Origin of the sequence: Burkholderia sp. ABCPW 11 (assembly GCF_001523445.1) — a bacterium.
GTDB lineage: Bacteria > Pseudomonadota > Gammaproteobacteria > Burkholderiales > Burkholderiaceae > Burkholderia.
Genome location: NZ_LOVM01000075.1, coordinates 195,200 through 205,759 on the forward strand (window position 1 = coordinate 195,200; position 10,560 = coordinate 205,759).

The following is a 10,560-nucleotide window of genomic DNA, read 5'->3' on the forward strand; positions in this document are numbered from 1 at the left end:
ATTCCGTTTTCCGTCCGGGCCGAAGGAGGGCTCACCACCGTGCAAATCGATATCCGTTCCGCCACCGTCGCCGACGTGCCGCTGATCCTGCGCTTCATCACCGAACTGGCCGTCTACGAGAAGGCCGAGCACGAAGTCGTCGCGACGCCGGAATCGCTCGAGCGCAGCCTGTTCGGCGAGGGCTCGCCCGCGCGTGCGCTGATGTGCGAGGTCGACGGCGAGCCGGCCGGCTTCGCCGTGTATTTCTTCTCGTATTCGACGTGGCTCGCGCGGCAGGGGCTGTATCTGGAGGATCTGTACGTGTCGCCGCGTTTTCGCGGCGCCGGCGCGGGGCTGCGGCTGCTGAAGGCGCTCGCGCGGATCGCGGTCGAGTCGGGCTGCGGGCGTTTCGAATGGAGCGTGCTCGACTGGAACGAGCCGGCGATCCGCTTCTACGAGCGCGTCGGCGCGGCGCCGCAGAGCGAGTGGGTGCGTTACCGGCTGGCGGGCGACGAACTGCGCGCGTTCGCCGACGGCGCGCCGGTGAGCGCCGCGTAAACGCAAAACGGGCGCCGCACGGCGAACCGCGGGGCGCCCGTTCGGGCGTGGCGGGTGACGGGCGTTACTTGAGGCTGCCGGACAGGAAGCCGCGCAGGCGTTCGCTTTTCGGGTTCGCGAACACCTCGGCCGGCACGCCTTCTTCCTCGACGCGGCCCTGGTGCAGGAACATCACGTGATTCGACACGTTGCGCGCGAAACCCATCTCGTGCGTGACGACGATCATCGTGCGACCTTCCTCGGCCAGCTTCTGCATCACCTTCAGCACTTCGCCCACGAGTTCCGGATCGAGCGCGGAGGTCGGCTCGTCGAACAGCATCACGTCCGGATGCATCGCCAGCGCCCGCGCGATCGCCACGCGCTGCTGCTGACCGCCGGACAGATGCGACGGATACTGCTTCTCGACGCGCGGCGCGAGCCCGACCTTCTCGAGGTATTCGCGCGCGCGCTCCTCGGCTTCCTTCTTCGGGATGCCGAGCACGTTCACCGGCGCTTCCATCACGTTCTCGATCACGTTCATGTGCGACCAGAGGTTGAAGTGCTGGAACACCATCGACAGCTTGGTGCGCACGCGCTGAAGCTGCTTCGAATCGGCCGCGCGCAGCGCGCCCGTCTTGTCGAGCGCGGTGCGCACTTCCTCGCCGTCGACGAAGATGCGGCCCGCGTTCGGCTGCTCGAGGAAGTTGATACAGCGCAGCATCGTGCTCTTGCCGGAACCGGACGAGCCGATCACGCTGATCACGTCGCCCGAGTTCGCCTTCAGCGACACGCCCTTGAGCACCTCGTTGTCGCCGTACCGCTTGTGGAGATCGTCGACGAAAAGCTTTTGAGTCTGGGAATTCATCAATATTCCTGCGGAAACTTACTTGCCTTGAGGGCGCAGATACGCGAGCCAGCGGCGCTCGGCTTGGCGGAACAGCCACACGAGCGTGAACGAGATCACGAGATAGAGCAGGGCGGCGATGCCGAACGCGTGGAACGACATGTAGGTCGCCGAGTTCACGTCGCGCGCGATCTTCAGGATGTCCGGCACGGTCGCGGTGAAGGCCACCGTCGTCGCGTGCAGCATCAGGATCACTTCGTTGCTGTACAGCGGCAGCGCGCGGCGCAGCGCCGACGGCAGGATCACGCGGCGGTACATCGTGAACGTGGACATCCCGTATGCGCGCGCGGCTTCGATCTCGCCGTACGATGTCGCCTTGATCGCACCCGCGAAGATTTCGGTGGTGTACGCGCAGGTGTTCAGCGTGAACGCGAGCAGTGTGCAGTGCATCCCGTCGCGGAAGAATGCGTCGAGCATCGGCGTGCCGCGCACGACCTGCAGGCTGTAGAGGCCCGTGTAGCAGAGCAGCAACTGCACGTAGAGCGGCGTGCCGCGGAACACGTACGTGTACAGCCACACGGCGCCCGACAGCCACTTCTTCTTCGACACGCGCGCCACGGCGAGCGGCACCGACAGGCAGAAGCCGAGGCCGATCGACACGACCAGCAGCCACAGCGTGATCGCGACACCGGTGATGCGATAGCCGTCGGTGTAGAGATAGTTGCGCCAGTATTCTTGGATGAGTTCGATCATAGGTCAGCCTTGCGGACGCCGGTCGAGTAGCGCTTTTCGAGCCACATCAGCACGAAGTTCGAGATCGTCGTGATGGCGAGGTAGACGGCACCCGCGATCAGCGTGAAGAAGAAGAACCGCAGCGTGCCCTTGCCGGCGTCCTGCGACGCCTTCACGACGTCGGCCAGGCCGATGATCGACACGAGCGCGGTCGACTTCACGAGCACCTGCCAGTTGTTGCCGATGCCGGGCAGCGCGAAGCGCATCATCTGCGGGAACATGATCCGCGTGAACACCTGCCAGTTCGTCATCCCGTAGGCGCTGCCGGCCTCGAGCTGGCCGCGCGGCACCGACAGGAACGCGCCACGGAACGTCTCGGTGAAGTACGCGCCGTAGATGAAGCCGAGCACGAGCACGCCGGCGAGGAACGGATCGATGTCGATCTGGTCCCAGCCGAGCGCGTCGGTCGCCATGTTCAGCCAGATCTGCAGGCTGTAGAACAGCAGCAGCATCAGCACGAGATCGGGTACGCCGCGGATCAGCGTCGTGTAGAGGGTGCCGACGCCGTTCGTCACGCGATTGCGCGACAGTTTCGCGCCGGCGCCGAGCAGCCCCAGCAGGAACGACAGCGCAAGCGAAAGCACCGCCAGTTTGACGGTTTGCCAGGTGCCGGCGAGGATCAGCGGGCCGTAGCCTTGTAGAAACATATGGGGTCCCTGGTGTGGTCCCTGAGGGCGCACGCAGTGCGCCGCGAAAGACGCGCCCGCCAAGCTGCGCGGAACGCCCCGTGCGTATCAATGACCGTCCGCCCCGGCAACGGTGCCGGGCCCGCCCGTCGCGCGAGCGGCGGGCAAGGGAGCGGGCGGCGCGTGGTTGACTGCCTGTACTGCCCGGACGCGGGGCCGCCCCCGCATCCGCTGCTTCTTCTTGTCGGCGCTCAGCGAGCCGACGCCGAATAGACGCTGAACGAGAAGTACTTGTGCGACAGCCGGTCGTACGTGCCGTCCTTGTGCATGTCGGCCAGCGCCTGGTTGATCTTGCGCTTCAGGTCGGTATCTTCCTTGCGCAGGCCGATCGCGGTGCCGTCGCCGATCGTCTTCGGATCCTTCACCTCCGGCCCGGCGAACGCGAAGCCCTTGCCGCGCGGCGTGCGCAGGAAGCCGTAATCGGCCTGCAGCTCATCCTGCAGCGTCGCGTCGAGGCGGCCCGAGCCGAGATCGGTATAGACCTGGTCCTGATTCTGGTAAGGAACGATCGTCACGCCCTGCGGTTCCCAGTACGCCTTCGCGTAGGTTTCCTGCGTCGAGCCCTGCTCGACGCCGACGCGCTTGCCTTTCAGCGACGCGACCGTCGGCAGCAGCGGCGAGCCGGCCTTCGCGATCATTCGCGCGGGCGCGTCGTACACCTTGTCGGAGAAGTCGATCTGCTCGCGGCGCTTGTCCGTGACGGTCAGCGACGACACGATGACGTCGTACTTCTTCGCCTTCAGCGCCGGAATGATCCCGTCGAGATCCTGCGCCACCCACACGCATTTCACGTTGATCCGCTTGCAGATTTCCTTGGTGAGATCCACGTCGAAACCGACGATCTCGCCGCTCGGCGCGGTCGACTCGAACGGCGGGTAACTGGCATCGACACCGATCCGCACGGTCTTCCACTCCTTCGCGAAGGCGCTGCCCGCCACGAGGGCGAGGGCGGCGCACAGGGCGGCCTTCTTCATTTCCATCCTTCTGTTGCTGACTTTCCGGGGGCGCTCGCGGCCGGTCGGACCGGGCGCCGCGGCGTATTCTAGACGGCCAAAAATCGCCGATCGGCGCTCTGGCGTTGGCGGCTGCCGGAACGGCGAACGCCAAAAGGGCGGTATTTTACCCGAACGCGATACCCGGAAAACGGCAATCCGGCACGGTCGACCGATTCCTCGATTCGGCTGTTGCGGTAATCGTGGTATTCGCAGCGAACATTTCGGCAATTGACTACGCGAATGCAACGATGCGGTGCGCGGGCGACGGATTGTGGCGCGTTCGACCCCACCCTACAGTGGAGGTAAACCCGAACAGACAATCTGCGTCCCGAACGTCCACCCCATGTTCCAGATCCTGCGCGCCGAAGACCGCTGCCACACGCGCCACGGCTGGCTCGAATCGAGCCACAGTTTTTCGCCCGGCTGCCGCACCGCGCCCACGCATGCGCCGGTGCGTCCGCCCGTCGGCGCGCTGTGCGTGCTGAGCGAGGACCTGATCGCGCCGACGCGCGGGTTCGGGATGCAGCCGCGCCGCGACGTGGAGATCGTCACTTACGTGCTGGACGGCGCGCTCGCGCACCGCGACAGCCTCGGCTGCGGCGCGATCGTCCGTGCCGGCGGCATCCAGCGGATGAGCGCCGGCACGGGGCTCGTGCATAGTGAAACCAACGCGTCGCGCGATCGGCCACTGCACCTGTTGCAGATCTGGCTGCAGCCGGCCGAGCGGGGCGGGCGGCCCGGCTACGAGGAACGGCGTTTCGCCGACGACGAGAAGCGCGGCCGGTTGCGGCTCGTCGCGGCGCCCGACGGCGGCGAAGGCGCGCTGTCGATACGGGCGGACGCCCGCATCTTCGCGGGGCTGATCGACGGCGACGAGACGACCGCATTCGACGTGCCGGCCGGGCGCAGCGTCTACGTGCACGTGGCGCGCGGCGAGGTCGAGATCAACGGCCGCGCGCTGGCCGTCGGCGACGGCGCGCGGATCGGCGGCGTGGACGCGGTGGCGTTCGCGCGCGGCCGGACGGCCGAGGTGCTGCTGTTCGACGTCGCCTGAAACAAAAAGGGGAACGCAGGCAGGTGCCTGCGTTCCCCTTCCGCGCCGCTGCGGGAGCGGCCCGCCGGCTTACTGCGCCGGCGCCGACGCGCCCTTGGCGGCCGCGCGATGCTGCTCCCAGCGCTCCTTCATCTTCTCGTGGCGCTGCTCCATCTTCGCGAACTGCTGCTTGAGCGCCGTGCTGACCATCGTCTTCTGCGAGTCGTTCAGCCCGTTGTAGAACGCGAGCCACGCGGCGGACGTCTGCTCGCGCAGTTGCGCGTTTTGCGCCTCCGCCTGCTGGCGTGCCGAATGCATCGCGCTCAGGTCGAGGATCGGCTGGTTCTGCTGCGCCTTGAACTGCTCGCGCATCTGCTCGTGGCTCTTGCGCATCGCGTCACGGTTCTGCTTCATCGTGTTGACGGCCGCCTGCCATTGCTGCTCCTGCGACGCGTTGAGCTTCAGCTGATCGTGCAGTTTCATGATCGCGCCGAACGGGCCGCCTTCGTGGCCGTCATGCATCCGGTGCATGCCGGGGCCGCCCGGCGGCGGCATGTCGTTGGGCTGCGCGGCATGCGCGGTGCCGAATGCGAGAGCGAGCACGGTGGCGGCCGCGATGGCCACGCGGGATGTCTTCTTATACATTTCAGAAACTCCTTGTATCCAAAGGGTCCGGCGATGCGGTGCCGGAAAGCCGGGTACCGCATCCGGTAAGACGCAGGTTAGCGATCCGGGCCCCGGCGGGTGTTACGCGGGGTGGCGGCCCGGTTACCGTGCATTACAGTTCCCTTGCGCGGTAACCCGCAGTAACCCTTTCGCCCCTTTGTTTCGTTCTTCCACTCCGCCCTCGCGCGATAAACTTCGAGCCATGACTACCCAGATCCTCATCGTCGACGACGACCAAGAACTCCGAGACCTGCTGCGCGACTATCTCGTGCGGCAGGGGATGGAAGTGTCCGTGCTGCACGACGCGGCGACGCTCGAGAAACGCCTCGAGCGCGAACGGCCCGACCTGATCGTGCTGGACCTGATGATGCCGGGCGTGGACGGCCTGACCGCGCTGCGCCAGTTGCGCGCGGCCGGCGACGACATCCCCGTGATCATGCTGACCGCGCGGGCGGACGACGTCGACCGCATCGTCGGGCTCGAGCTCGGCGCGGACGACTACCTCGGCAAGCCGTTCAACCCGCGCGAGCTGCTCGCACGCGTGCAGGCCGTGCTGCGCCGCCGCCGCGCGACGCCGTCGGCGGCGGCGCCCGAGCAGCGCGAGCCGTTCGCGTTCGGCCGCTTCCTGCTCGACTTCCAGGCGCGCACGCTGTCGGTCGACGGCAAGCCGGCCACGCTGTCGAGCAGCGAATTCGCGCTGCTGAAGATCTTCGTGAACCACGCGCTGCGCACGCTCACGCGCGAGCGGCTGCTCGAGTTGCTGCACGGGCCCGAGTACGACGGCACCGACCGCGGCATCGACGTCCAGGTGTGGCGCCTGCGCCGCATCCTCGAAACGGATCCGTCGACGCCGCGCTTCATCCAGACGGTCCGCGGGCGCGGCTACGTGTTCGTGCCCGACGGCGAGGCCCATGCGCAAACCCATTGATTCGCTGTTCGGGCGGCTGGCGCTGCTCGTCGTCGGCGTCCTGCTCCTGTCGCACTTCGCGTGGTTCTTCGCGATGCGGCTCGAGCGCAACCAGATGCAGACGCGTTATGCGGTCGAGGAGGCCGCGTTCCTCGTCGATGCGGTGCGCCAGCACGTGGCGCGCACGCCCGACCAGCCGCTGCCGTCGCGCGTGCGGCTCGTGTCGCCGGACAGCGCCGACGTGCCGAAGGGCGGCGATGCGGGGCTGCCGCCGCCGCTGAAGCGGTTCCGCGACGACGTGAGCGACCGCATGCCGCCCGGCACGCAGGTCGAGATCGGCACGCCCGGCCATCCGCCGGTGCTGTGGGTGAAGGAGCCGGCCGATCGCAACTGGATCGTGGTGCCCGTGCAGCCGCTGCGGCCGCCGCGCTCGCTCGACCGGATGCTGCTGTGGCTCGGCACGATCTTCTCGGCCGGCGTGATCGCCGCGCTGTTCGCGGCCTGGCAGCTGCAGCAGCCGCTGCGCTCGCTCGCGCGCGCGGTCGCGCGTTTCGGCCGCGGGCAGCCGGTGCCGCCGCTGCGCGAACGCGGGCCGCGCGAGCTGCGCCAGCTCACGCGCGGCTTCAATCAGATGGTGGAGCAGGTGTCGCAGGCCGAGAGCGATCGCGCGGTGATGCTGGCCGGCGTCGCCCACGACCTGCGCACGCCGCTCGCCCGGATGCGCCTGCGGGCGGAAATGATGGACGACGCGCGGCTGCGCGACGGCGTCGTGCGCGACGTCGACTCGATGTCGCACATCGTCGACCAGTTCCTGGTATTTGCGCATGGCGGAGCCGATCGCAGCGAGCCGGTGCCGGTCGACCAGGCGTGCGAGCGGATCGCACGCAGTTACCGCGCGGTCGCGCCGAACGCGCCGACGGTCCAGACGCGGCTGGAGGCCGATCCCGGCTTCCGGCTGCCGACGGCGACGCTCGACCGGATCCTGTCGAACCTGCTGGACAACGCACATGCGTACGGCGCACCGCCCGTGCTCGTCGAGACGGCGCGCACGCCGACCGGCTACGTGCTGTCGGTCAGCGACAGCGGCGGTGGCATCGCGCCGCGCGACCTCGCGGCCGCCACGCGGCCGTTCGTGCGGCTCGATCCCGCGCGCGGCGGGAACGGCCACAGCGGGCTCGGGCTCGCGATCGTCGAGCGGCTCGTGCTCAGGCTCGGGGGCGCGTGCGACATCGGCAATCGCCCCGAAGGCGGCCTGCGCGTGTCGATGACGTTCCCGTTCGAGGTCGTGCCGAAGGACGACGAACGTCACGCACAGGCCGCCTGAGCGGCCGCGGCGCCTGCCCCACCGGGCAGGCGCCGCGCGGCGTCATTCGCCGAACAGCGTGCCGAGCGTCTCGGCCGCGTTGCTGTCGATCGTGTTGTAGGTCACCGTGGTGGCCTCGAAGATGTAGACGGTCGTATACCGGCCGAGACGCTCCAGGATTTCCTCCTGCAGCGATTCCGGCACGACGTTCATGTTCAGGTACCACGCCGTGGACGACAGCCGCGTCTGGAACGACCCGTACTCCTGCATGAGTTCATAGAACGCATCGGCATCCTGATCGCGACAGACGATCACCAAGTTTCCTGCCATTCCCTTCCTCCCGCTCGTCGGTCGATCCCCGGGCCTGTCGACACGAAGCGCGTGCGCATTGCCGCGGCACGGCCGAAACGACCCCCGGGGGCTAGCCCCGATCATACCTGCTTCGTCGTCTCCGGCTGCTGATGCCGGACACGGTTTGTGCCCGCGTGCGGGTGGCGGGTTCACGGCCGGCCCGGATCACGGCATAATTCGGGCCTGCGTGCCGGCCGCAGGACTGCGGCCAGGCTGTTCCGTACCGCGCGCCCGCCATCCGCCCACGCGCCGGGTACGATCCCTGCGCTGCCTGCGCCGTCCGGGGACGGTTGTACCTGAAATACAGGTTGGTGTAGTGTCGTGCCGTCGCGGCCCGGCTCGACCGGCCGCGGCTGCGCATGCGTGCGTGCCCGGCGCGCCGCGCGTGCACGAGATCGCCAGTCAATCGAATTACCGCGCCCGTGCGCTTTGCCATGAATCAACATCGACTGCCGGCTTCGATCGGCCTTACCGGGGAGGGCGCCTGATGAACGTCGGATTCTTCAATCCGAACCGGACCGCCAACGCATCCGCGTGGCGCGTGTTGCCGAACCGGTGGGACTTCATCGCATTTCCGCTGATCATCTGCCTGATCGCGATGGCGGTGGTCGGCTTTCACGAAACGATGGCGCCGATCGGCGTGCTGCAGACGCAGAAGATCTCGCTCGATCCGTCGAACCTGCCCGAATATGCGCTGCGCACCACGCTGCGGATGCTCGCCGCGATGGTCGCGTCGCTCGTGTTCACGCTCGTCTACGGCACGCTCGCCGCGAAAAGCCGCCGCGCGGGCATGGTGCTGATCCCGATCCTCGACATCCTGCAGTCGGTGCCGGTGCTCGGCTTCATCTCGTTTACGGTCACGTTCTTCCTTGCGCTGTTCCCGAGCCGCGTGCTCGGCGCCGAGCTGGCCGCGATCTTCGCGATCTTCACGAGCCAGGCATGGAACATGACGTTCAGCTTCTACCAGTCGCTGCGCACGGTGCCGCGCGACCTGGACGAAGTGTCGCGCGGCTTCCACCTGACGTCCTGGCAACGCTTCTGGAAGCTCGAAGTGCCGTTTTCGATGCCGGGCCTGATCTGGAACATGATGATGTCGATGTCGGGCGGCTGGTTCTTCGTCGTCGCGTCGGAGGCGATCACCGTCGGCAACCAGACGATCACGCTGCCGGGCATCGGCGCGTATCTCGCGCAGGCGATCTCGGACAAGAACTTCGGCGCGATCGGCTGGGTGATCCTGACGATGACGGTCGTGATCCTCGCGTATGACCAATTCCTGTTCCGCCCGCTCATCGCGTGGGCCGACAAGTTCCGGATGGAGAACACCGCGTCGGGCGACGCGCCGCAATCGTGGCTGCTCGACCTCGTGCGCCGCACGCGGCTGATCCATCAGCTGCTCGTACCGGCCGGCTGGTTTTTCGCGAAGGCCGCGCGGATCCCGCTGCGCCTGCCGCTGTCCGGTGCGATGCGCTTCACGTTGCCGAAAGTCGAGAAGAAGGCGTCGCGCACGGTCGACATCGCGTGGGCGGGGCTCGTGCTGATCGGCACGGCCTATATCGTCTGGCGCGTCGTCAGCTTCGTCGCGACCGGCGTGACGATGGCCGAGGTCGGCCACGTGCTCGTGCTCGGGCTCATCACGCTGCTGCGCGTGGTCGTGCTGATCTCGATCGCCTCCGTGATCTGGGTGCCGATCGGCGTGTGGGTCGGGCTGCGCCCGAAGCTGGCCGAGAAGCTGCAGCCGCTCGCGCAGTTCCTCGCCGCGTTCCCGGCGAACCTGCTGTTCCCGGTGTTCGTGATCGTGATCGCGCGCTTCCACCTGAACGCGGATATCTGGCTGTCGCCGCTGATCGTGCTCGGCACGCAGTGGTATATCCTGTTCAACGTGATCGCCGGCGCAACGTCCTACCCGAACGACTATCGCGAAGCGGCGACCAACTTCCGCATTCGCGGCTGGCAGTGGTGGCGTCAGGCGATTCTGCCCGGCATCTTCCCGTACTACGTGACGGGCGCGATCACCGCATCGGGCGGCGCGTGGAACGCGAGCATCGTGTCGGAAGCCGTGCAGTGGGGCAGCACCAGGATCGAGGCGCACGGCCTCGGCGCCTACATCGCGCAGACCACCGCCGCCGGCGATTTTCCGAAGATCATCCTGGGCATCGCCGTGATGTCCCTGTTCGTCACCTTGTTCAACCGCCTGCTGTGGCGCCCGCTGTATGCCTTCGCCGAAGCGAAGCTGCGGCTCGACTGAGACCGATTGAGAGCGAAACGCGATGCACAATCCGAATGCTGTAAACGCCCCCGTCCAGACGTCCCAGCCGCCGCGCCTCGGTGAAGAGATCCTGCGCGTCGATCACGTCTGTCGCGGCTTCAACAAGACGCAGGGCGAACTGCTGGTGCTCGACGACGCGAACCTGTCGCTGCGCGAAGGCGAGATCGTCGGCCTGCTCGGCCGCTCGGGCTCGGGCAAGTC

The 10,560-nt window shown here is 67.4% G+C and carries 12 protein-coding genes; 6 read left to right on the plus strand and 6 right to left on the minus strand.

The window, feature by feature from the left end:
* The first annotated feature begins 39 nt into the window (after nt 1-39).
* Nucleotides 40-537, plus strand: coding sequence for a GNAT family N-acetyltransferase (locus tag WS61_RS26420; RefSeq protein WP_059504864.1), 498 nt, complete (start codon nt 40-42; stop codon nt 535-537).
* 64 nt (nt 538-601) lie between these two features.
* On the opposite strand, the gene WS61_RS26425 is transcribed toward WS61_RS26420, so the two are convergent.
* The 4 genes from WS61_RS26425 to WS61_RS26440 all read right to left on the minus strand — a co-directional run bounded on the left by WS61_RS26425 (nt 602) and on the right by WS61_RS26440 (nt 3,812).
* Nucleotides 602-1,381 carry an ABC transporter ATP-binding protein gene (locus WS61_RS26425; protein WP_059504866.1) on the minus strand — a complete coding sequence of 260 codons (780 nt, stop codon included), beginning with the start codon at nt 1,379-1,381 and terminating at the stop codon, nt 602-604.
* 18 nt (nt 1,382-1,399) lie between these two features.
* A complete protein-coding gene (locus WS61_RS26430) occupies nt 1,400-2,113 on the minus strand; it encodes an ABC transporter permease (protein WP_034208097.1) in 714 nt (237 codons plus the stop codon).
* Nucleotides 2,110-2,799 carry an ABC transporter permease gene (locus WS61_RS26435; protein WP_034208096.1) on the minus strand — a complete coding sequence of 230 codons (690 nt, stop codon included), beginning with the start codon at nt 2,797-2,799 and terminating at the stop codon, nt 2,110-2,112. The genes WS61_RS26430 and WS61_RS26435 overlap by 4 nt, the downstream gene beginning before the upstream one ends.
* A 230-nt stretch (nt 2,800-3,029) precedes the next feature.
* The gene (locus WS61_RS26440; protein ID WP_059504895.1) at nt 3,030-3,812 is read right to left on the minus strand and encodes an ABC transporter substrate-binding protein; all 783 of its coding nucleotides are present in this window, start codon (nt 3,810-3,812) and stop codon (nt 3,030-3,032) included.
* A 364-nt stretch (nt 3,813-4,176) separates the two neighbouring features.
* On the opposite strand from WS61_RS26440, the gene WS61_RS26445 reads away from it, so the two are divergent.
* Nucleotides 4,177-4,887 (plus strand): pirin family protein, encoded by a 711-nt coding sequence (locus WS61_RS26445; RefSeq protein ID WP_059504868.1) that lies wholly within the window; start codon nt 4,177-4,179, stop codon nt 4,885-4,887.
* A gap of 69 nt (nt 4,888-4,956) precedes the next feature.
* Here the strand turns inward: WS61_RS26445 and WS61_RS26450 are convergent, their stop codons facing one another.
* On the minus strand, nt 4,957-5,511 hold the full coding sequence (locus WS61_RS26450) for a Spy/CpxP family protein refolding chaperone (RefSeq protein ID WP_059504870.1): 555 nt from the start codon (nt 5,509-5,511) through the stop codon (nt 4,957-4,959).
* A 223-nt stretch (nt 5,512-5,734) separates the two neighbouring features.
* On the opposite strand from WS61_RS26450, the gene WS61_RS26455 reads away from it, so the two are divergent.
* Both WS61_RS26455 and WS61_RS26460 read left to right on the plus strand, forming a co-directional pair.
* Complete coding sequence (locus WS61_RS26455) at nt 5,735-6,460, plus strand: response regulator (protein WP_006493394.1); 726 nt, start codon at nt 5,735-5,737, stop codon at nt 6,458-6,460.
* Nucleotides 6,444-7,763, plus strand: a complete 1,320-nt coding sequence (locus WS61_RS26460) for an ATP-binding protein (protein ID WP_059504872.1) — start codon at nt 6,444-6,446, stop codon at nt 7,761-7,763. The genes WS61_RS26455 and WS61_RS26460 overlap by 17 nt, the downstream gene beginning before the upstream one ends.
* A 42-nt stretch (nt 7,764-7,805) precedes the next feature.
* Here WS61_RS26460 and WS61_RS26465 read toward each other — a convergent pair whose 3' ends face one another.
* Nucleotides 7,806-8,072, minus strand: a complete 267-nt coding sequence (locus tag WS61_RS26465) for a hypothetical protein (protein ID WP_011545926.1) — start codon at nt 8,070-8,072, stop codon at nt 7,806-7,808.
* Nucleotides 8,073-8,580: 508 nt separating this feature from the next.
* Here WS61_RS26465 and WS61_RS26470 point away from each other — a divergent pair.
* Both WS61_RS26470 and WS61_RS26475 read left to right on the plus strand, forming a co-directional pair.
* Nucleotides 8,581-10,338, plus strand: a complete 1,758-nt coding sequence (locus tag WS61_RS26470; protein WP_059504874.1) for an ABC transporter permease subunit — start codon at nt 8,581-8,583, stop codon at nt 10,336-10,338.
* Nucleotides 10,339-10,360: 22 nt separating this feature from the next.
* On the plus strand, nt 10,361-10,560 hold a 200-nt coding region (locus tag WS61_RS26475), incomplete at its 3' end, for an ATP-binding cassette domain-containing protein (RefSeq protein ID WP_157692784.1).

Coding starts and splice junctions, on each gene's coding strand:
- WS61_RS26465 (WP_011545926.1), bottom strand. CDS start 8,072: ATGGCAGGAAACTTGGTGATCGTCTGTCGCGATCAGGATGCCGATGCG.
- WS61_RS26430 (WP_034208097.1), bottom strand. CDS start 2,113: ATGATCGAACTCATCCAAGAATACTGGCGCAACTATCTCTACACCGAC.
- WS61_RS26440 (WP_059504895.1), bottom strand. CDS start 3,812: ATGAAGAAGGCCGCCCTGTGCGCCGCCCTCGCCCTCGTGGCGGGCAGC.
- WS61_RS26425 (WP_059504866.1), bottom strand. CDS start 1,381: ATGAATTCCCAGACTCAAAAGCTTTTCGTCGACGATCTCCACAAGCGG.
- WS61_RS26450 (WP_059504870.1), bottom strand. CDS start 5,511: ATGTATAAGAAGACATCCCGCGTGGCCATCGCGGCCGCCACCGTGCTC.
- WS61_RS26460 (WP_059504872.1), top strand. CDS start 6,444: ATGCGCAAACCCATTGATTCGCTGTTCGGGCGGCTGGCGCTGCTCGTC.
- WS61_RS26470 (WP_059504874.1), top strand. CDS start 8,581: ATGAACGTCGGATTCTTCAATCCGAACCGGACCGCCAACGCATCCGCG.
- WS61_RS26445 (WP_059504868.1), top strand. CDS start 4,177: ATGTTCCAGATCCTGCGCGCCGAAGACCGCTGCCACACGCGCCACGGC.
- WS61_RS26455 (WP_006493394.1), top strand. CDS start 5,735: ATGACTACCCAGATCCTCATCGTCGACGACGACCAAGAACTCCGAGAC.
- WS61_RS26435 (WP_034208096.1), bottom strand. CDS start 2,799: ATGTTTCTACAAGGCTACGGCCCGCTGATCCTCGCCGGCACCTGGCAA.